This is a genomic window from Winogradskyella sp. UBA3174 (assembly GCF_002364335.1).
In the GTDB taxonomy this organism is placed as follows: Bacteria; Bacteroidota; Bacteroidia; order Flavobacteriales; family Flavobacteriaceae; genus Winogradskyella.
Map to the genome: position 1 here is coordinate 102,493 of NZ_DEXW01000077.1, position 20,885 is coordinate 123,377.

Below are 20,885 nucleotides of genomic sequence, written 5' to 3' on the forward strand. Positions count from 1 at the left end.
GTTTGTAAATTTTAGAAGCTAGAAAAGAAAAATTAAAATAAACTAGCCTGCCCTTTATCATCTGAATTTAAAGAGTCATCAGACTTAGAATCAGTTTCTAGTTTTGGCACATTCGAGATAGTCTCCTCATCAACAACTTCCATCTCATCTGCTGGCTTGGCTTCTGGTGCTTCATAAGGCAAAGACTCTAGCAAACTCACTTGATTTATTTTATCTTTAGTTAATTGATTTCCAAGAGCTGTAATCCCTTTTACTGCAATAAATTTTTCAAGATTAACTTCTAGGTTTTCCTTACGATCCACACCTCTTTCCTTGGTAAACTCCACATCTGCCATTGGTCTCCAATCTGTTGACACAATCTCTAGTTGAGAATCAGAATGGTCTGAAATAAAAGACTCTTCTTTTCCTTCTTGCTCAATTAAAAAACGCTTTACATAGTAACGCTCTTTTTCACCATCATAATAAATAACAGAAATTGGTTTTTTAGGAATCCATTTTTCTAGCACAATCATATCACTATCAAAATGCGTCGTCATTTCTGGTATTATTGTTTTAACCATACCACTTTGTGTAATGATCAATAAACGATCTTCTCCTCTAAACTCACCAATCAATTCACCTCGGTCATCAACATTAAGCCGCTGTACGGTATCATCAAACCAAATTTTACGAGGTTTTAAGGTCGACACACCTTTTTCTTTGAGTTCTACGCGTTTAATTCCATATTTAGTAACCTGGTTGCCCTTAGACGTTCTTCCTTTTATTAGAATATCAGAGAAGTCTAAATCCCATTTCAGTTTTTTAATACTGCCTGCTTGGCGTAACATAATAGTCACTATTTCTGCTTCCCCATTTGGGTTTGCGGAAAAATACCATAATGCAGAACCTTTGTTACCGTTAGTTAAATCGTATTCACGATCTCTAGTCATACTAGTTACAGCAAAACGTTTTAAGTAAGAAGAACCACCTTTGCCATCACGATAAATTATATTATAAATAGTACGCTTGTCTTTCTTCTTAAATACAGCGACGTGAATAATATTTTTACCAATAAACGTTTTAGAGTCGACTTTAGTCACCATCATTTTACCATCGTTAGTAAAAACGATGATATCATCTATATCACTACAATCACAAACATACTCGTCACGCTTTAAAGCTGTACCAATGAAACCTTCTTCTCTATTAACATAAAGTTTTGTGTTACGTATAATAACTTTAGTCGCATCTACATCATCAAAAACTCTGATTTCTGTTTTGCGTTCTTTACCTTCTCCGTATTCTTTTTTAAGTCTTTCAAAATATGCTATCGCATAGTCTATTAGATTCGCTAAGTGATGTTTTACTTGAGCTATTTGATCTTCTAAAGCATCAATCTTTTGCTGTGCTTTGTCAATATCAAATTTAGAAATACGTTTAATTCTAATATCTGTTAAACGCGTAATATCATCAACAGTAATTGCACGTTTTAAATGTTTTATATGTGGTTGAAGTCCTTTATCAATAGCATTAATTACACCATCCCAAGTTTCTTCTTCTTCAATATCGCGATAGATTCGCTTTTCAATAAAAATACGCTCTAAAGATGCAAAGTGCCACTGCTCTTGAAACTCACTTAGTTTAATTTCTAGTTCACTTTTTAAAAGTTGAACCGTATTGTCTGTAGAACGACGCAACATCTCTGATACACCAACAAAATAAGGCTTGTTGTCTTCAATCACACAACCTAATGGCGAAATAGACGTTTCACAACTGGTAAATGCATATAAAGCGTCAATCGTTTTATCTGGTGATAAACCAGATGGTAAATGAATTAATATTTCTACGTTAGCCGCTGTATTATCTTCAATTTTTTTTATCTTAATTTTTCCTTTGTCATTCGCTTTTAGAATCGAATCTATAAGGGATGACGTTGTGGTACTAAAAGGAATTTCAGTAATGACCAACGTATTTTTATCACCTGGCGAAATCTTAGCGCGAACACGAACTTTCCCTCCTCTTAATCCATCATTATAGTTAGAAAAATCTGCATTACCTGAAGTTGGAAAATCTGGCAATATTGTAAAACGTTTACCTTTAAGATGCTTAACCGAAGCCTCGATAAGTTCAATGAAATTATGTGGCAAAATCTTTGTAGATAAACCTACAGCAATACCTTCTCCTCCTTGCGCTAAAAGCATGGGAAACATTACTGGCAAATTCGTAGGCTCTTTACGTCTGCCATCATAAGACGATTGCCATTCTGTAATCTTTGGATTATAAACCACGTCTAAGGCAAACTTAGATAGTCTAGCTTCAATATATCTTGATGCTGCTGCGCGATCTCCAGTTAAAATATTTCCCCAGTTTCCTTGGGTATCAATCAATAAATCTTTCTGACCAATTTGCACCATAGCATCTGCGATACTCGCATCACCATGAGGGTGGTACTGCATCGTGTGACCTACAATATTTGCTACTTTGTTATAACGACCATCATCTAAGTCTTTCATAGAGTGCATAATACGACGCTGCACAGGCTTAAAACCATCTTCTATTGCTGGTACTGCACGCTCTAAAATTACATAAGATGCGTAATCTAAAAACCAATCTTTAAACATCCCAGTCACCTTGGTAATAGTTTCTTGAGGTTCTAAATTTTGTTCGTTATCACTATTTTCTAATGGGTCGTTTTCTTCGCTCATATACTTAACATTCCTTTGCTTACAGGAATTTATTCTTATTCTATTCTTGTTTTATTCTATATATCGCTTGCTGCTTTCGTAAGATTAATAAACAATTAAATTTTTAATCTTAATCCTCAATAACATCCAATTCAACTTTCAAGTTATTAATAATAAACTCTTGACGTGTTGGTGTGTTTTTACCCATGTAAAAAGATAATAATTCTTCAATAGACATATCCTTATCTAACATTACAGGATCTAATCGTATATCTTCTCCTATAAAATGAACAAATTCATCGGGAGAAATTTCACCCAAACCTTTAAATCGAGTAATCTCTGGTTTTGGTTTTAATTTTTCAACGGCTTCTCTTCGTTCTTCCGGTGAATAACAATAAATCGTTTCCTTTTTATTTCTAACTCTAAATAACGGAGTTTGTAAAATATACAAATGCCCTTCTTTTATAACTTCTGGGAAGAATTGCAAGAAGAACGTGATCAACAATAATCTAATGTGCATACCATCAACATCAGCATCAGTAGCTATCACCACATTATTATATCTTAAATCTTCAAGAGATTCTTCTATGTTTAAAGCGGCTTGTAATAGATTGAATTCTTCATTCTCATAAACAATCTTTTTACTTAAACCATAAGAATTTAAAGGCTTCCCTTTTAGGCTAAAAACGGCTTGTGTATTAACATCACGTGATTTTGTTATACTACCAGAAGCGGAATCTCCTTCAGTAATAAACAAGGTTGTCTCTAGATTTCTTGCATTTTTAGTATCACCAAAGTGCACGCGACAATCGCGTAATTTTTTATTATGAAGACTTGATTTTTTAGCGCGGTCTTTTGCTAATTTTCTAATACCAGATAATTCTTTACGCTCACGTTCTGCTTGAAGAATTTTACGTTGAATCTTTTCTGCAGAATTGGGGTTTTTATGTAAAAAATTGTCCAAGTACTTCTTAACGAAATCATTGATATAGCTTCTAACAGTAGGCAGTTTTCCTCCCATATCTGTAGAACCAAGCTTGGTTTTGGTCTGGCTCTCAAAAATAGGTTCCATTACTTTTATGGCAATCGCAGTCACGACAGATTTCCTTATATCTGAAGCTTCATAAGTTTTACCATAAAACTCTCTAATCGTTTTAACTATAGATTCTCTGTAAGCTGTTAAATGTGTTCCACCTTGTGTCGTATTTTGTCCATTTACAAACGAATGGTATTCTTCACTATACTGTGTTTTACTATGCGTAATTGCTATTTCTATGTCATCACCTCTAAGATGAATTATAGGGTATAGCATATCAGATTCATTAATGTTTTCACTTAACAAATCTTTAAGTCCGTTTTCACTAAAATACTTTTCACCATTAAAAACAATTGTTAACCCTGGGTTTAGGTACACGTAGTTTTTAAGCATCTTAATAATATACTCATTTCTATACTTATAATTCTTAAAAATGATACTATCAGGAACAAATGAAACCTTTGTTCCTTTACGTCGAGATGTGTCATCTAATAAATCTTGATCTGTAAGATTTCCTTGTTCAAATTCAGCTGAAGCCGATTTACCATCTCTGGTAGATTCAACTCTAAAATAAGAGGATAAAGCGTTAACTGCTTTTGTACCTACTCCATTTAAACCTACAGATTTCTTAAAGGCTTTAGAATCGTACTTTCCACCAGTATTCATTTTAGACACTACATCTACAACTTTACCTAAAGGTATACCACGACCGTAATCTCTAACAATAACACGTTCGCCTTGCACTGAAATCTCAATAGTCTTGCCTGCTCCCATAACAAACTCATCGATAGAATTGTCTAGAACCTCTTTGAGTAAAATATAAATACCATCATCTGGCGAAGAACCATCGCCTAATTTACCGATATACATACCAGGGCGCATTCGGATATGTTCTTTCCAATCGAGTGAGCGAATATTATCTTCAGTATAATTAGACTGTTCTGCCATAGAAATTAGGACGTAATTTTAGATGAAGGGCTAATATAAGACTATACCATAAAACATGAAATACCGTTTGGGTAAAGTAATTAACAATAAAGAGCGAATGTTGTTGAGAACATTGTGTTTGAATCAAATACTAAATAATTCTTCTGCCTTTTGCTTTAAAACAATGTTTCTAGTAACCAAGAGATTTGTCATATAACGTTTTAAAAAAAGGACATCTGCTAATTTCCCTAAAAGACCTAATGGCGATTTGAACGTAAATCTATCGGTCATTATTGTATAATCAACATCAAATTTATTATCATAAGATGTCTCAAAAATATGCTCGTGCTTAAAGGATTTGAAAGCTCCTGAAACCAGTTCATCTACAAAATAAGTCGGCGATTTAAATTCAGTAATTTTTGAGGTTAAATTCTGTTTAACACCAAAGTGCGTCGCTTCCCAAGTCACCCATTCTCCAAGTTCTATTAAGCCAGAGATTTTACCTGCTATTGCTTTTTCTTTAGAATGTTCTAGTGATTCTTGATGAAAATCTATATTGCGCGATAAATCAAAACAGGTTTTTAAATCTGCCTTAATTAGTGTTTTGATTTCTAGTGTTGGCATAACCCTTATAATTTTACAGCTTAAAAACTTTTAAGCGTAAAGCCAAAAGTTAAAAACTTATCCTCTCTCTCTTGGTTTTCTATAACTATACTTTCAAACGTGTGACGGTAGTTCACTTTAAAGCTTAAAAAATTCCAAAGGGGTAAATCTATACCAATTTCTCCTTGCCAACGATAGTTATCACTTTGCTGCAAAGAAGGCTGAAAATAGGTTTCGTGTGTTAAGATAATTTTTTTCTTAAACAATTCATATCTTCCGTTTAACCAAATTGTACTACGAAAGGTATTGATAGATTGGTCACCATTATACTCAGCGTTATTAAAAACACCCCTAGCAAAATCAGTCTCTTCATATTCGAAAGTAAGTGAAGCTTTAAGCCAGTTATCTTTTTTATCTAATATTTGGTAGGTTGCACCAGCGCCGACTAAGTAACGCAAGTCTATTTCTCTACGGAAATTAGTACTTACAACGCCTAAAACTTGAGGGTAAAAACGTCGTTCTGGATTGAAATACAGAAAATTAAGACTCAAAAAATCGGCATCTGCTTTTTCTTTTCCAAACTCTTGGTAGACATAAGAGTTTGTGTTTTTAAATACCCATTTTTCCCAAGGCTTAATACTAAAGTCTGTACGTCCTCTTAAGATTAAGGTTTCTACATTGCCATCTTGCCAAAACCCTGTAATAGAGAGGCTCGCCTTAACTTTAAGTGAATCACTTTCGTTTATTTGAGCTGAAAGAAAAGTCGGGAAAATTAAAAAATATAATAACGCTTTTTTCATTTTTGTCTTATATAGCAGTTAGCTTTAGTCTAAAACAAAATTAATGACAAACTAAACGTTAAACAAGAAATGCATGACATCACCATCTTTAACAACGTAATTCTTTCCTTCTATACGCATTTTACCAGCTTCTTTTACTTTAGATTCACTTCCGTATTCTACGTAGTCATTATAAGCAATAACTTCTGCTCTAATGAAACCTTTTTCAAAATCGGTATGAATTACTCCTGCAGCTTGTGGTCCTGTTGCACCAACATTTACGGTCCAAGCTCTAACTTCTTTTACACCTGCTGTAAAATACGTTTGCTGATTTAACAACTTGTATGCTGAACGAATTAACTTTGCTGAACCCGGTTCTTCTAAACCTATATCTGCCAAAAACATTTGACGCTCTTCATAGTCGTCCAATTCGTTAATATCTGCTTCTGTACCAACTGCTAAAACTAAAACTTCTGCATTTTCGTCTTTTACAGCGTCTTTAACTTTATCTACGTAAGCATTTCCTGTTATTGCAGAACCTTCATCTACATTACACACATACATTACTGGTTTATCTGTAATAAATTGAGATGGCTTTACAAAATCCTCATAATCTTCTTCTGAAAACTCTAAAGCTCTTAATGAGATGCCAGCCTCTAGGCTTGCTTTAATTTTTAAAAGTACAGCTTCTTCTTTCTGTGCTTCTTTATTACCCGTTTTTGCAGCTCGTTTTACTTTATCCAACTTCTTATCTACTGTCTCCAAGTCTTTAAGCTGTAATTCCATGTCAATGGTTTCCTTATCTCTAATAGGATCTATTGAATTATCAACGTGAATTATATTTTCATCATCAAAACAACGTAACACATGTAAAATAGCATCGGTTTCTCTAATGTTAGCTAAGAACTGATTACCTAAGCCTTCGCCTTTACTTGCTCCTTTTACCAAACCTGCGATATCAACAATCTCTACTGTTGCTGGTAATACGCGTTCTGGATTAACTAATTCTTCTAGTTTCTGTAATCTTGGATCTGGCACATTAACCACACCAATATTAGGCTCAATCGTACAAAACGGAAAGTTAGCACTTTGCGCTTTAGCGTTAGATAAACAATTAAATAAAGTTGATTTTCCTACGTTTGGTAATCCTACAATTCCGGCTTTCATAACATATTATTTTTGCGACTGCAAATGTAGTTAATTCGTGGAATAGTTTTAATTAAAAGTTTTTGAAATGATTACAAAGCTAATTTAAGTTGTGCTTAATGTGTTTCTACAAACTGAGTAAGGGATTTGTATGCATTCTGTTTCGGTTTAAAAACTACTTTTGTAAGTACAGAACTACCTTTATTGTATGTCTTTAGCACTTATTATATTTTCAACTTATTAGCCTGCGCTATGCTTTGTTTCCAATTGCTTAAAAAAATAAAACCAATAATTTTAAATCAATTTTTACTGCATTAATAATAAGGTTAAAAATTATCTGAAAATCTTCTAAATTTTACTAAACTATAGGTGCCAGATCTAGTCAAGCCATATTCGTCATGCATATTTATTTTACCTCCATAACCTTCTCGTGAAGAATAAAATATTCTCCTCAGAACAATTTAAAAGGCATGTAATAAATACTAGTGTAAAAGACAACTAAAATATTTCATTTTTTTGTTTAAATTTTTATTTAGCTGAGTTCAATTCATAAGTGCAACACACTTAATATTTAGGACTTCAATAAGGTTATTATAATTAAACTTTCTAATTGGTCTGTAATTTGCTAATCCATTCCCTTATTACTATTTTGGTATTGTTTTCAAATTGAATGTTTACTTTTTGAAAACCAATAGCTTATTAATTCTATATAATTTTATTATTGCTCAGTTTTTAATGCTGCCTAACCTATGATATGAGTCCGTTTTAATAACTTACATCAAATACTAAGTAAAGTTAGCCGTTTTAGACAGCAATATCAATACGTAACTTCACGTATTTTAATGCATCTTATGCTTGTTTTACGTTTTTAAATGTTGGATGATTTTCTGCAATACTACCTAAACCTTTCTTGTTTACTTTAAAAGTAACATCCTTAGTTGTGGTAAATAACAGAACAGATAAAAAATGGGTTTTTAAATGTGATTTTAAAATAGGTAACGCTTCTTCTAAAGTCAACGCTTCTTCAACATCTTCGGTTTCTCTTAGTCTAAAGCTATATTTAAGCATCACCTTAAAACCATCATCAGTATTTATTGGTCTTATAAATATATTTTTTAATTCCGGTTTACCTATGGTTTTTGCCATAGTTAATTTCGCAAAAGTGCCTGCTGCAATACTTTCTTTTACGTGTTCCCAGAACTCCACAAAAACATCTTGGTATGTCATATACTTTAAATAAATACTATTAATAATAACCCGTTGTGCATTTTGAACTTAAAAGCATATTTAGAACGTCAGTTCGAGTGATTTTGAGGTATAAAAATCGTGTAGAGAACCAATTTAGAGTAACAAATTCTATTCTCGATACAAATTTTACTCATTATAATCGTAAAATTTACTCCAATTGACGAATTTTATTAAAATGCACAACGGGTTAATAATACTAAATTTTCAGTTAAGCACTTGACTAAAACTTTTATTTTATGTTTCACTTACTAATGAAACAAAAATGATAAGCCAAAGGCTTAGAGTAAAAAAAACCAGTAGTGGGAAAAACCAAACTGTTAAATATTTATAAGTTAGTCCTTTATCTTTTTAAGACGACAAAAACTAAGGTATTAATTACGAGCGTTACATAATAGCGTTAATTCTTAAAGCTAGTAACAGTTGTTATACCATCTCTAGTTTTGAGCGATAAGCAGGAAAAAAGTCTTTATTTTGAGAAGCAATTCCTATTTCACAACCAAGATGGTTCTCAGTTAATAATTTATAAGCATTTTCATCTACTACGTACTTCCATATTTTAAAGTCTTTAAAGTCTTTAGAAAAACCACTTTTAAATTTAAAAAGAGAATCTTCCTTGCTGCCTTTTCCACCTCCTAGATTTAAATATTTATAGCCTTCTTTAGTAGACTTAATTCGCATGTCATCAATAATGAGCTTAATTGGGTTTAGATCCATATAGTCTTCACTAAGGCCCGATAAATGATACTGAACAATATTACCTGTTTTTATAAAAATTGCTCCTGCAATAATTTCTTGTGATTCATTATGTATACATAGCGAAAATTCAGAATTAAAATCACTACTTGATAAAAGTTGAACAAAATATTCTTTATCAAAGAAATAGCTTGCATCTGCAATAACTCGTCTCATATTTTCAATATACAAGTTGATAAAAGAATCAAGGTGATCTTCTATTTTACCTTTTATTATTGTACAAAGTCTACGAGATTTATTTAAGTACGTTTTTAATCGTCTATTATATTGTGCTCGCTGATTTTCAATAGTATCACTCAAATCTTTATAGACCACTTTGCCCAAAGTAGTGATAGTTCCGAGTTCATCTAGAATAGTTTCCTGACAATCTAAGAATGGATGAAGTCTTGAAAACACAGTTACAATTTTATTCTCATTAAAGAAGGCATTAAGCTCGTTGTGAAAATTTTCTTTTTTGAAATTCTCGTCTATATTAAGAGCTAATAATCCAGCATATCCATATACAGATATGGCATCTTTATAGTTTGAGTTTTCAATATTTCTTAATAGTAACGGGAAAAGTAATGACGTAAAACCGTCTGTATATTTAATAAGTATAGGTAACTCATTATCTTTTTTCGATAAGTAATGGTAGTCGTAAGTGTGGTAAAAATCTAATTGTTTAACCAAGGATAATTGCTCAGACCACTGATATTTGTCTCTTATAATTTCAATCATTATATTTCATTTTTATTAGCCAATACTTTATTAGCCTTAACGTGATTATTAGTAGTAAAAAATTTAAAAAGTAGTATTCAACAAATAGTTTGAAGTTTATGTCCTAAACATAGCTCCTGTTGGTGTAAGTCCGAGATAAGCCATTCCCGCTTGATTCATCCAATGAGGTTGAATAATTCCATGTTGAAGAACAGCGAAAATATCTCTGTGCGCTCTTTCAATTCGAGATTTAGTATATAATGAAGCTGTGCCTGCCACTGAATAAATTTCAGATAACATAGATTTTGCAGATGTTGCTGCATTATAAGAAGCAGCCCATACATCAGCTAATTGCTCATCTGTATAGGTGTTACTTTCTAGAGATTCATTCCATATAGTTGAAACAGAATTATGCAATTGCGAACGCGTAGCATTCAATATAGTCTTACTTTTTGCTATTGCAGTTTGTATGGTTAGTCTGTCTCGTAAATCAGGATTTTTTCCTGGAGTAACTCTCTCAAGGCAAATTTCAACCAACGCGTCTGTAGCTGATTTTAGCAAACCTAAAGCCATTGCAGCATTACCAGCGGCATTAACACAGCCTATAGGTAAACGACTATAAGCATTATTGATGTGAACCGGACTAGTAAAATCTACGGTATATCCCTCCTTTACAAAAGCCTTCTTAATTTCTACATCGTGACTACCAGTCCCTTTGAGGCCTCCTACGCTCCACGTATCAATCACTTCTATATCTTTTTTTGGAATAAAAAACAATTTCAACTTAGCACCAGGACCTAGTTTTTTAGGTAAATCATCAGAGGTTACAAGGCATCTTAATGCAAACCAATCGGCCAACTCACATCCAGATACAAGAGACCACCGACCAGACACCATGTATCCACCAGTAACAATCTCAGCAACTCCTTCTGGGCGGGCTGAGTTTGCATAAGAATGAGATGGGTTATTAAATATTTCATTCATGCTCGTTTCATCTAGAAACCGGCCAAAAGTGCATGCTAAGTGATTGTTCCAAACAATCCAAGCGACAGAAGCTTCTGCACTACTCAGTAATTCATAGACTTTTAGTGTCTCTACTGGATTGTCTTCCCATCCTCCGAGATAACTTGGCAGACCCATTCTAAATAATTCAAAATCTTTTAGCTTTTCTACAATAGCAGGAGCAAGACTTCGTGTGTTTTCAGTTTCCTCACGGTGAGCCAATGCAAGATTGTAAATCTCAATCGCAGCATCCGTCGGAAGCATTTTTAAATTTTTTAATGCAGATGTATTATTCATAATTATAACTTGTTAGGAAGGGTATGAATATTATTAATAGTTAAAAGGGAGGATAATTACTTTAAAATTAAATCAATTCTAAGCCTTATAAAATGAGATAAATTGCATATAAATGTGATTATTGTTACATTTATACTAGATGTAAATCATTTAATTTATATGTCACTAGAAATCAATAGTTTACGTTTTTATAGCGACAAAATACTATCCTCACTAGCAAAAGAAGAGAGGTTGTATTTTTTAAAACATGCAAAAAGGCTCTTTTTCAAGAAAGGAAAGCTCATTTTCTATGAAAAAGGAATTCCGACAGGTCTCTTCTTAATAAAGAAAGGAAAAGCAAAAATTTATAAGACAGGAGTATATGGTAAGGACCAGATTTTCTATATATATATAAAAGGAGATTTATTTGGTTATCACGCCTTACTTGCTAATGAGCACTATGAAGACTCTTGCGAAGCTTTAGAGGACTGCGAAGTGCTTTTTATTAACAAAACAGACATTGACCATTTGTTAGAAACGATAGAAAACCTAAAATTACTTTTCATCCAAAATATAAGTCATGAATTTGGTGTACTAGTAAATACGATCACAATTTTAGCTCAAAAGCCTTTAAGGGCAAGATTAGCGCTGTATCTTATAATACTAAATGAAAGATACTATGACGAAGGGACTCAAAAATCAGAAATCATATTACCTAGAGAAGATTTAGCAAATATTATAGGTACAGCAAGGGAAAGTCTCGGAAGATTACTTAAAGAGTTTAAAGAAGAAAAACTGATAACAATTAATAAACGAAGTATCGAAATATCGAACCTCAAAAAAATAATAATTTTAGCAAATACTTAAAGAAAGACAATAGACTATAAAATATAGAAATTAAAGACTTTCTAAAAGTTAGTCATTTTTTATAAAGTAGTAAAAACACAAACCAATCTGTTATATAATAAACCACCCTATTCAAAATCAACCGCTATGAAAAAATCAATCCTCCTATTACTCGCATTAAGTTTAGCTTTCGCTTGCTCAAAAGAACAATCTGAAACTACCTCTGGAGACTTTAGTGTTTCTGGCAAATTTCTAACACCCAATGGTGAAGATGCTGTGTCTAAAGCAACAGTAAAACTTATTAAAGATGAACTTGTAATTAAAGAAACCGTTACAGATAGTGAAGGTAAATTTTTAATTAGTGATTTAGATGCAGGAGATTACCAAGTCCTAATTTCTAAAGGCTTGTTCTCCGCTTCACAATTTATTACACTAGAGGATTTAAATGGCATTTTAGACTTCGATTTAGAAAATATTTCTATTACAGATTTACCAAATATAGCAGTAGTTACTGGTAGTTACGATAATATAGAAACAGTACTTTATGATATTGGTTTAGTAAATCCCCTTACTCAAGAACCTCTTTTCGATATTATTGATGGTGAGAGTTTTGGTAGGTCTAGTGAAAACAACCACAACCATAGTGAAGTAGGAAACAGAACATTTAATCCACAACTAGAACCTAATACAGATCTTAGTTTTGCAGATTTAATTGCATCACCAGATTTGTTAGCAACTTACGATATTATCTTTTTAAACTGTGGTCTAGACGAAAGTCAGACAGAATTCAGCAGCAACTTAACTAATTATGTGGCTAACGGTGGACTTTTATATTCTACAGATTATGCTTTTGTCTATTTAGATGACATTACTAATAATGGTGAAGATTATTTAGACTTCTACGAACCAAACCGATCAGGAACTTCACTATCTACAGAGGCTACGATAGTTAATGACGATTTATTGGCTTGGTTAGATTTAAATTTTGGAATTGTGATTGAAGATAATACCGTAACCATAGATCAGTTTCTTCCCCAATGGCAAGTAGTTGATAGCTATAATGAAGACACTGTAATTCCTTGGTTAAATGGTTCTATAGAATACAATACTATAACGGAAGACAAGTCGTTAGCTTACACGTTCTTGCATGGAGATGGAGGTGTTTTGTACGCGTCATTCCATACTAAAAACAATCCTGAGCAGTCTGAAGCCGTTGCTAGATCTATACAATATTTAGTATTTGAGTTATCAGATTTATAATATGAGAAAATCTTATAAAAAAACCCGAAGTGTAATGCTTCGGGTTTTTTATTTTGTTTCAAAGTTTAGTTCTTAATCTTCAGGGTGCATAAATTTCTGCTTACCTGATAAAACCTCTTCTGTTTCCACAAGGTTATCATCTGGTACACAACAATCTACTGGACATACAGCAGCACATTGTGGCTCTTCATGAAAGCCAATACATTCCGTACACTTGTCTGGTGATATATAATATAATTCGTCACTAATGGGCTCTTGCGTTTCATCTGCATCTACTTCTTTACCATTTGGAAGCACAATTTTTCCTTTTAAGCTTGTACCATCTGCATAACGCCAATCGTCAGCACCTTCATAAATAGCAGTATTTGGACATTCTGGCTCACAAGCTCCACAATTAATACATTCGTCTGTGATTATAATTGCCATAGTAATTTTTTGTTTTTATTCCTTAAATTTGCAATTACAAAAATAAAGCCAAAATGGCGCATTACCAAACACTAGATGGATTTACAACAAAGAATTAACGCATTCGTAAAATTAGGAGCATTCTTAAGTCAATTTACAACAAATGGTACTACTAAAAATGCCCACATAGAAGCTAATGATTTGTTTTTTGATGGATTTAAACATCAAATAAAATTAGCCAAAGAGCATAATGGTTGGTTTACAGAAAAGAATATTACATTCAGTTTAGAATCCTGGTCTAATGCATTGACTAATAGAAATATTGACAAATGGATAAACAACTATAACTTTATTGCTATTAAACCTAATACTGTTGCTATAATAATGGCAGGTAATATTCCATTAGTTGGGTTTCATGATTTTTTATCTGTGCTTATTTCTGGACATGATGTTTTGGTTAAACAATCCTCAAACGATAAGCATCTTCTCCCATTTTTAGCTAAATATTTAGAAATAGTTGAACCACAATTTAAAGGAAAAATTAAATTCACCGAACAAAAACTAGAAAAATTTGATGCGGTAATCGCAACAGGAAGTAATAATACCGCACGTTATTTTGAATACTACTTTAAAGATAAACCTTCAATTATTAGAAAAAACAGAAACTCAGTTGCAGTATTAACTGGCAACGAATCCGCTGAGCAACTCGAAGCATTATCAGAAGACATCTTTAGATATTATGGGTTAGGCTGTAGAAATGTTTCAAAATTCTTTATACCAAAAGATTATAATTTTGATGCCTTTTTTAATGCGATTTACAAATGGCATCCTATTATAAACGAGTCTAAATACGCTAATAATTACGACTATAATAAGGCTGTATACTTAATGAGTGAATTTGAGATGCTTGAGAATGGCTTCTTAATGATTAAAGAAGATGAAAGCTTCTCCTCTCCTATTGCAACGCTATTTTACGAATACTATAATACAATTGAAGATTTGCAACAGCAACTAAAAGAAAATAAAGATAATATTCAGTGTATTGTCGCTGATGGATTCTCTGAAGACGAAATTAACTTCGGTGAAACGCAAAAACCACAGCTTTGGGATTATGCAGATAACGTAGATACTGTTGACTTTTTGTTAAAAACATAGGGTAAAAATTATCAAATTAGTAACAAATAATAGCCAATTAATTAGCACCTTTGTGTTAGTTAAAATCAAACAAACATTATGAAAAAACATAATTTTAGTGCAGGACCATGCATATTACCAAAATCAGTAATGGAACAAGCTGCAGCAGCGGTTTTAGATTTTGATGACGGCCTATCATTACTAGAAGTTTCGCATCGTAGCAAACCTTTTGTTGATGTTATGGAAAACGCTAGATCTTTAGCTTTAGAACTCTTAGGTTTAGAAGGAAAAGGCTACAAAGCGTTATTCTTACAAGGTGGTGCAAGTATGCAATTCTTAATGGTAGCTTTAAATTTATTAGAAAAGAGAGCTGGATATTTAAATACCGGAACTTGGTCTGACAAAGCGATTAAAGAAGCTAAAATTTATGACGATGTTTACGAAGTAGGCTCTTCAAAAAGTGCAAACTTTAATTATATACCAAAAGGTTACGAAATTCCTGAAGATTATGATTATTTTCATTGTACATCTAATAATACCATTTTTGGTACACAAATGAAAAGTTTCCCTAAATCACCAATACCTATGGTATGTGATATGAGTAGTGATATATTTTCGCGTCAATTAGATTTTTCAAAATTCGATTTAATATATGCAGGTGCTCAGAAAAATATGGGTCCTGCTGGTACAACACTTGTCGTTGTTAGAGAAGATATCTTAGGTAAAGTATCGCGTAAAATTCCATCAATAATGGATTATAAAGTACATATTAGCAAAGGGAGTATGTTTAATACACCCCCTGTTTTTCCTGTTTACGTTACTATGTTGACTTTACAGTGGCTAAAAGATCTAGGAGGCATTAAAGCAATTGAAAAAGAAAACAAAAAGAAAGCAAATTTTATATATTCTGAAATTGATTTAAACCCACTATTTAAAGGTTACTCAGCAAAAGAAGATCGCTCTAACATGAATGCAACATTTACATTAGAGAACGAGAATCTCAAAGAAACCTTTGAAGCCATGGTGAAAGAAGCAGGTATCAACGGTCTTAATGGACATAGAAGTGTTGGTGGTTACAGAGCATCAATGTACAATGCCTTATCATTAGATAGCGTAAAGGTTTTAGTTGAAGTGATGAGCGAATTAGAAAGTAAAGCTTAAAAATATTTTATAGTAGGCAGTTGCAGTTTGCAGTACTTACTGAGGTAATAAATAATTATAATTAATAAGATTTCCGTTTTACGGAAATGAAAAAACGAGTTTTTTCAATGAAAGTATTAGCAAACGATGGAGTTTCTCAAAGTGGAATCAAGGCATTAGAAGCCGCTGGATATGAAGTTTTAACAACTACAGTAGCACAAGAGCAATTAGAAAAGTATATCAACGAAAATGATATTTCTGTTTTATTAGTAAGAAGTGCTACAACCGTAAGAAAAAATATAATAGACAACTGCCATAGCCTAAAAATAATTGGTCGTGGTGGTGTTGGTATGGATAATATCGATGTAGACTATGCACGTTCTAAAGGCTTAAGTGTTATTAACACACCTGCAGCGTCGTCGCATTCTGTTGCAGAATTGGTTTTTGGTCATTTTTATGGTTTAGCCCGTTACTTACATAACTCAAATAGGGATATGCCTTTAGAGGGTGATACCAAGTTTAAGAACCTAAAGAAAGCCTATGCCAAAGGCACAGAATTAAAAGGAAAAACATTAGGTGTTCTTGGTTTTGGACGTATAGGACAAGCCACAGCTAAAGTTGCCATTGGTGTAGGAATGAAAGTTGTTGCGTTTGATCCTTTTATGGAAAAAGCAAATCTTCAATTAGATTTCTTCGATGGACAAAAAGTAAACTTTGAAATTAAAACTATTTCTAAAGAAGAGGTTCTAAAACAAGCTGATTTCTTAACGCTTCACGTGCCAGCACAAAAAGGGTATGTTATTGGTGAAAAAGAATTTAACCAAATGAAAGATGGCGTTATATTAGCTAATGCAGCGCGTGGTGGTGTTGTTGATGAAATAGCTTTGATTAAAGCTATTGAAAACGGTAAAGTATCTAGAGCTGCTTTAGATGTTTTTGAAAAAGAACCACAACCAGAGATGCAGTTATTAATGAATCCTGCGTTATCATTAACTCCACATACAGGTGCTGCAACAAATGAAGCACAAGATAGAATTGGTACCGAATTAGCAGAACAAATCATAAATATTTTGGGATAAACGTCTCAAAATGTGACCAAAGCATAAAAAATGAGTCCTATAATTGCATAGGACTTTTTTTGTGCCTAAAAAAATTGAATTTTATTAACCTTAATCATATAACAACATGTCAGGAATTTTAGATTTATTAAACAGTGATTTAGGAAAAACCATTATTAGTGGTGTTTCTGATTCTACAGGAACAGATCAAAACAAAACAAGTAGTGTTTTAACTATGGCTTTACCAGTACTTATGAAAGCTATGGAACGTAACGCTTCTTCACCAGAAGGTGCTCAAGGCTTAATGGGAGCATTAAGTAGTAAGCATGATGGTAGCATATTAGATAACCTTAGTGGTTTATTTAGTGGTGGAGTTGATGATAATGTAAAAGCTGATGGTTCTAAAATTTTAGGTCATATATTAGGTGTAAAACAACAAGGTGTAGAACAATTTATTGGACAAAAATCTGGTTTAGATACTAGTTCAGTTGCAAATATTCTTAAAGTAGCTGCACCTTTATTAATGGGTGTTTTAGGTAAACAAGCTAACCAAAACAACGTGAGTTCTCAACGTGATATTAGCGGACTTTTAGGTGGTTCACTTGGAGGTAGTGAAACCAAAAACGAGCAAAGCTTTTTAGAAAAAATATTAGATGCAGATGGTGACGGAAGCGTTATCGACGATGTTGCAGGTATGGTATTAGGCGAAAGCAACAAAAAAGACGCTTTAGGCGGTCTTCTTGGTGGCTTATTCGGTAAATAAAATATATATTAAGTATATAAATAGAAAAAGCAGCTCAACCGAGCTACTTTTTCTATTTATTGATTATTTGCAAACTCCAAAGCACGTTGTTCATTATAGTAAATATTCCCTTTAGTAATAAACCCTACATGTCCACCATATTCTGGTATTTCTAAAAACAAATTCGAATTTTGCTTTGCTTCTTTAACAGGATAACATTCTGCTGATAAAAAAGAGTCATTAAGCGCATTAATAACTAAAGAGGGTACTTTAATATTTGGTAGAAATTGTAAACAACTTGCTTTTTCGTAATAATCGAAAGCATCTTTAAAACCATGAGCTTTGGATGTATAAACATGATCAAAGTCTATTAAAGTTTTAATTGAGTTATAATCTGTAAGGTCAATTTTATTAGGGAATTGAATCAATTTAGGTTTTAGTTTTTGTTTTAAATGGTCTAAAAATCGAATTGAATAATGTCTGTTTTTAAAACTTAATAATTCATCACAAGAACCTCTTAAATCGCATGGTGTTGAAACAGCAATAACCGCTTTTACTTCTTGTGGTAAATTTCGTTCCTCACCAACATACTTTAGAGCCATATTAGCACCTAAACTTATGCCTTTTATATAAATAGCGTCGTATTGGTTTTTAGTCAACACATGCTTTACAACTGCATCTAAATCTTCCGTTGCACCAGAATGGTAACTACGATACAGCAAATTAGGTTCGCCACTGCAGCCTCTAAAATTGACTCCAATAGCATCTATACCATTATCATTAAAGTGTTTTGCAGTACCGGTTAAGTAAGGTCGCTGTGCATGTCCTTCTAAACCATGAAGCAAAATAATAACCTTATTACTTTTTTTTGATGCATAACTCCAGTCTAAATCGATAAAGTCAGAATCTGGTAATGCTATGCGTTCTCTAGTTTGCACTACTCCATTAACCTTTCTGGCCATACCAGAAAAGACTGTAGACACAAAACTTGTTTTTGCCCAAAATGGTGGATTGTAGGTAGATTGTAGTATTGGCATTATTAAAAATTCAAATCAAAATATAAAGTTCAACGTCAGTTCGAGTGAAATTGCTTTTTTGCAATTTTGTATCGAGAACTTTCTAATTTGATTATTAAAAATAAAAAGCTTCTCGATACAATTTCTCATACTTCAAAGTCACTCGAAGTGACAAAATTATTTAAGTACATTAAACTCAATAGAAGAATCATTAAAGACCTTATGTGTCTGAGCCTTAAAATCTTCTTCTTTAGCTTTAAAAATATTATCTACATACGTTTGTGGATTCGCATCTATATAAGGAAAAAATGTGCTCTGTATTTGTACCTGAATTTTATGTCCTTTCTTAAACGTATGGAATACATCTTGCAACTTTAAGTTAACAGCTGTTTTCTGGTTTGGAACAAATGGTTCAGGCTTACTCATACTATTTCTAAAGCGCCCTCTTAATACTTCGCTTCGCACCATCATATGATAATTACTTAATTTTAAATGATCTTGAACATCATCTGTATTTTTAGTATCCGCAGGATAAACATCAATCACTTTTACAATCCAATCAGCTGCAGTACCTGTGGTAGAAACATTTAGTTTTGCCAAAATATCTCCAGCAAGCGTTACATCACCATCTAAAACTTCGGTTTCAAAGGTTAACACATCTGGTCGTCTAGATGCAAAACGCTGATCGTCTGTCATAAATTTTCGTGGTGTAAACCCCACTTTAATATCTTCTGTGTATGGCACTGGTTTTTTAGGATCACTTACAAAATCTGAAGTCGCGTACATTTTATTTGGCAACGTCGTTAGACTTTGATAAGGTTGCATAAAATAGCTTTCTTTAGTTGTGTTTTTTGGTGGCCAAGTTTCAAACGATTCCCATGCTTTAGTACCAGTATTAAACATCTGTGCTTCGGCTAAACCAGTTTCTCCGTTAGCTTCACCTTTTAAGAAATGATTAAAGAATTTAGTTTCAATATTTTTCTGAAAATTATCAGACATATCATCTCCAAAGTGAATGTTACCTACAACTTGTCGGTCACTAGATCTTGCCCAATCACCATGACTCCAAGGTCCGAAAACCACAGTATTATAATTATCGCTATTTGCTTCAATACTCTTGTACGTATTAAAAGGGCCATATAAATCTTCGGCATCAAAAAAGCCACCAACAACCATCGTTGCTGGTTTAATATCTTTTAAATGTTGAATAATACCTCTACTCTGCCAAAACTCATCATAATTAACATGTGTTTTTATTTGCTCCATAAACACATTGTCTTCACCAAAAAAACGATTTAGTTTACTTAATGGCATATTATCTAAGAAAAACTGATGTTGATCTTCTGTACCAATATCTGGAAACGTATACCAAGCTTGTTTTGTTGGTTTATCTTTCATATAACCAAAAACAGAAGTTGCTCTCCAGTAACTTAATAAAAAAGCACCATTATGAATAAAATCATCAAAAAAGAAATCACCAATACAAGCTTGTGGTGATACTGCTTTTAATGCAGGGTGTGAATCTAATAACGAATAGGTAGCATAAAATCCTGGATATGAAATTCCGTATGTACCAACATTTCCGTTATTATACTCTACATTATTAACTAACCATTCAATAGTGTCATAAGTATCGCTTGCTTCGTCAAATTGTGTTCCTGTTTTATTAGGAATATAAGCACGCATATTATCGTAAACTCCTTCACTATTCCAGCGTCCTCTAACATCTTGGTATACCATAATATTACCTTCTTGCATGAGGTATTTATTTGGTCCTATTTTAGTTTTAAATTGATTTTCCCCATAGGGTTTACAACTATAAGGTGTTCGCATCATTAGCATTGGGTAGGTCTTAGATGTGTCTTTGGGCGTATAAATGGTAGTATGTAATTTAATACCATCACGCATTTCTATCATCACCTCTTTTTTGGTGTAATTATCTTTTGAATTGTAAACCACTTCAACTTGTTCCATTGTTGTGGCTTTTGCAAGTAGTTCATCTGATGGTTTACAGCCTAAAAATGTTAAGAACGCAATTAGAATAAGTGAAATACGTTGAAATACTATCATATAAATTTAATTTTTAAAGGCTTAAAGGTAGTACATTTGAATATTATAATTACAAGCTTTTAGTAACCTTATCTAGAGATGAAAT

General features: G+C 32.8%; 17 protein-coding genes. 6 read left to right on the plus strand and 11 right to left on the minus strand.

Annotated features, from left to right (window positions below; translation table 11 throughout):
* Positions 1 to 32: 32 nt before the first annotated feature.
* The 8 genes from B2U95_RS14930 to B2U95_RS14965 all read right to left on the minus strand — a co-directional run bounded on the left by B2U95_RS14930 (position 33) and on the right by B2U95_RS14965 (position 11,150).
* Complete coding sequence (locus B2U95_RS14930; protein WP_296317541.1) at positions 33 to 2,684, minus strand: DNA gyrase/topoisomerase IV subunit A; 2,652 nt, start codon at positions 2,682 to 2,684, stop codon at positions 33 to 35.
* A 109-nt stretch (positions 2,685 to 2,793) separates the two neighbouring features.
* Positions 2,794 to 4,647 carry a DNA topoisomerase IV subunit B gene (locus tag B2U95_RS14935; RefSeq protein WP_296317543.1) on the minus strand — a complete coding sequence of 618 codons (1,854 nt, stop codon included), beginning with the start codon at positions 4,645 to 4,647 and terminating at the stop codon, positions 2,794 to 2,796.
* A 123-nt stretch (positions 4,648 to 4,770) separates the two neighbouring features.
* Complete coding sequence (locus tag B2U95_RS14940) at positions 4,771 to 5,250, minus strand: SRPBCC family protein (protein ID WP_296317545.1); 480 nt, start codon at positions 5,248 to 5,250, stop codon at positions 4,771 to 4,773.
* 20 nt (positions 5,251 to 5,270) lie between these two features.
* Entirely contained in the window at positions 5,271 to 6,029 is a 759-nt protein-coding gene (locus B2U95_RS14945) for a DUF481 domain-containing protein (protein ID WP_296317547.1), read from the minus strand.
* 51 nt (positions 6,030 to 6,080) lie between these two features.
* Positions 6,081 to 7,175 (minus strand): redox-regulated ATPase YchF, encoded by a 1,095-nt coding sequence (gene ychF / locus B2U95_RS14950; RefSeq protein WP_296317550.1) that lies wholly within the window; start codon positions 7,173 to 7,175, stop codon positions 6,081 to 6,083.
* An 828-nt stretch (positions 7,176 to 8,003) separates the two neighbouring features.
* The gene (locus B2U95_RS14955) at positions 8,004 to 8,381 is read right to left on the minus strand and encodes a hypothetical protein (RefSeq protein WP_296317553.1); all 378 of its coding nucleotides are present in this window, start codon (positions 8,379 to 8,381) and stop codon (positions 8,004 to 8,006) included.
* Between the two features lie 444 nt (positions 8,382 to 8,825).
* Positions 8,826 to 9,872, minus strand: coding sequence for a peptidoglycan bridge formation glycyltransferase FemA/FemB family protein (locus tag B2U95_RS14960; protein ID WP_296317555.1), 1,047 nt, complete (start codon positions 9,870 to 9,872; stop codon positions 8,826 to 8,828).
* Positions 9,873 to 9,968: 96 nt separating this feature from the next.
* Positions 9,969 to 11,150: an acyl-CoA dehydrogenase family protein gene (locus B2U95_RS14965; RefSeq protein WP_296317557.1), complete on the minus strand. Its 1,182-nt coding sequence runs from the start codon at positions 11,148 to 11,150 to the stop codon at positions 9,969 to 9,971.
* A 159-nt stretch (positions 11,151 to 11,309) separates the two neighbouring features.
* On the opposite strand from B2U95_RS14965, the gene B2U95_RS14970 reads away from it, so the two are divergent.
* Positions 11,310 to 11,996 carry a Crp/Fnr family transcriptional regulator gene (locus tag B2U95_RS14970; RefSeq protein ID WP_296317558.1) on the plus strand — a complete coding sequence of 229 codons (687 nt, stop codon included), beginning with the start codon at positions 11,310 to 11,312 and terminating at the stop codon, positions 11,994 to 11,996.
* A 126-nt stretch (positions 11,997 to 12,122) separates the two neighbouring features.
* Entirely contained in the window at positions 12,123 to 13,235 is a 1,113-nt protein-coding gene (locus B2U95_RS14975) for a carboxypeptidase-like regulatory domain-containing protein (protein ID WP_296317560.1), read from the plus strand.
* Positions 13,236 to 13,307: 72 nt separating this feature from the next.
* On the opposite strand, the gene B2U95_RS14980 is transcribed toward B2U95_RS14975, so the two are convergent.
* Positions 13,308 to 13,661: a 4Fe-4S dicluster domain-containing protein gene (locus B2U95_RS14980; RefSeq protein WP_296317562.1), complete on the minus strand. Its 354-nt coding sequence runs from the start codon at positions 13,659 to 13,661 to the stop codon at positions 13,308 to 13,310.
* A gap of 75 nt (positions 13,662 to 13,736) precedes the next feature.
* Here B2U95_RS14980 and B2U95_RS14985 point away from each other — a divergent pair, with 75 nt between their 5' ends.
* From B2U95_RS14985 to B2U95_RS15000, 4 genes are all read left to right on the plus strand, one after another.
* Positions 13,737 to 14,795 carry an acyl-CoA reductase gene (locus tag B2U95_RS14985; RefSeq protein ID WP_296317564.1) on the plus strand — a complete coding sequence of 353 codons (1,059 nt, stop codon included), beginning with the start codon at positions 13,737 to 13,739 and terminating at the stop codon, positions 14,793 to 14,795.
* A gap of 78 nt (positions 14,796 to 14,873) precedes the next feature.
* On the plus strand, positions 14,874 to 15,935 hold the full coding sequence (serC, locus tag B2U95_RS14990) for a 3-phosphoserine/phosphohydroxythreonine transaminase (protein ID WP_296317567.1): 1,062 nt from the start codon (positions 14,874 to 14,876) through the stop codon (positions 15,933 to 15,935).
* Positions 15,936 to 16,042: 107 nt separating this feature from the next.
* Complete coding sequence (locus tag B2U95_RS14995) at positions 16,043 to 16,993, plus strand: D-2-hydroxyacid dehydrogenase (protein WP_296317569.1); 951 nt, start codon at positions 16,043 to 16,045, stop codon at positions 16,991 to 16,993.
* A 106-nt stretch (positions 16,994 to 17,099) separates the two neighbouring features.
* The gene (locus B2U95_RS15000) at positions 17,100 to 17,735 is read left to right on the plus strand and encodes a DUF937 domain-containing protein (protein WP_296317571.1); all 636 of its coding nucleotides are present in this window, start codon (positions 17,100 to 17,102) and stop codon (positions 17,733 to 17,735) included.
* A gap of 56 nt (positions 17,736 to 17,791) precedes the next feature.
* Here the strand turns inward: B2U95_RS15000 and B2U95_RS15005 are convergent, their stop codons facing one another.
* Together B2U95_RS15005 and B2U95_RS15010 are read right to left on the minus strand one after the other, a co-directional pair.
* Positions 17,792 to 18,751: a YheT family hydrolase gene (locus tag B2U95_RS15005; protein WP_296317572.1), complete on the minus strand. Its 960-nt coding sequence runs from the start codon at positions 18,749 to 18,751 to the stop codon at positions 17,792 to 17,794.
* Positions 18,752 to 18,907: 156 nt separating this feature from the next.
* Positions 18,908 to 20,704 carry a CocE/NonD family hydrolase gene (locus B2U95_RS15010; protein WP_296317590.1) on the minus strand — a complete coding sequence of 599 codons (1,797 nt, stop codon included), beginning with the start codon at positions 20,702 to 20,704 and terminating at the stop codon, positions 18,908 to 18,910.
* Positions 20,705 to 20,885 lie beyond the last annotated feature (181 nt).

Excerpts from the sequence above, each read along its gene's own strand:
- B2U95_RS14930 (WP_296317541.1), bottom strand. The coding sequence starts at position 2,684 with ATGAGCGAAGAAAACGACCCATTAGAAAATAGTGATAACGAACAAAAT.
- B2U95_RS14935 (WP_296317543.1), bottom strand. The coding sequence starts at position 4,647 with ATGGCAGAACAGTCTAATTATACTGAAGATAATATTCGCTCACTCGAT.
- B2U95_RS14940 (WP_296317545.1), bottom strand. The coding sequence starts at position 5,250 with ATGCCAACACTAGAAATCAAAACACTAATTAAGGCAGATTTAAAAACC.
- B2U95_RS14945 (WP_296317547.1), bottom strand. The coding sequence starts at position 6,029 with ATGAAAAAAGCGTTATTATATTTTTTAATTTTCCCGACTTTTCTTTCA.
- ychF (WP_296317550.1), bottom strand. The coding sequence starts at position 7,175 with ATGAAAGCCGGAATTGTAGGATTACCAAACGTAGGAAAATCAACTTTA.
- B2U95_RS14955 (WP_296317553.1), bottom strand. The coding sequence starts at position 8,381 with ATGACATACCAAGATGTTTTTGTGGAGTTCTGGGAACACGTAAAAGAA.
- B2U95_RS14960 (WP_296317555.1), bottom strand. The coding sequence starts at position 9,872 with ATGATTGAAATTATAAGAGACAAATATCAGTGGTCTGAGCAATTATCC.
- B2U95_RS14965 (WP_296317557.1), bottom strand. The coding sequence starts at position 11,150 with ATGAATAATACATCTGCATTAAAAAATTTAAAAATGCTTCCGACGGAT.
- B2U95_RS14970 (WP_296317558.1), top strand. The coding sequence starts at position 11,310 with ATGTCACTAGAAATCAATAGTTTACGTTTTTATAGCGACAAAATACTA.
- B2U95_RS14975 (WP_296317560.1), top strand. The coding sequence starts at position 12,123 with ATGAAAAAATCAATCCTCCTATTACTCGCATTAAGTTTAGCTTTCGCT.
- B2U95_RS14980 (WP_296317562.1), bottom strand. The coding sequence starts at position 13,661 with ATGGCAATTATAATCACAGACGAATGTATTAATTGTGGAGCTTGTGAG.
- B2U95_RS14985 (WP_296317564.1), top strand. The coding sequence starts at position 13,737 with ATGGATTTACAACAAAGAATTAACGCATTCGTAAAATTAGGAGCATTC.
- serC (WP_296317567.1), top strand. The coding sequence starts at position 14,874 with ATGAAAAAACATAATTTTAGTGCAGGACCATGCATATTACCAAAATCA.
- B2U95_RS14995 (WP_296317569.1), top strand. The coding sequence starts at position 16,043 with ATGAAAGTATTAGCAAACGATGGAGTTTCTCAAAGTGGAATCAAGGCA.
- B2U95_RS15000 (WP_296317571.1), top strand. The coding sequence starts at position 17,100 with ATGTCAGGAATTTTAGATTTATTAAACAGTGATTTAGGAAAAACCATT.
- B2U95_RS15005 (WP_296317572.1), bottom strand. The coding sequence starts at position 18,751 with ATGCCAATACTACAATCTACCTACAATCCACCATTTTGGGCAAAAACA.
- B2U95_RS15010 (WP_296317590.1), bottom strand. The coding sequence starts at position 20,704 with ATGGAACAAGTTGAAGTGGTTTACAATTCAAAAGATAATTACACCAAA.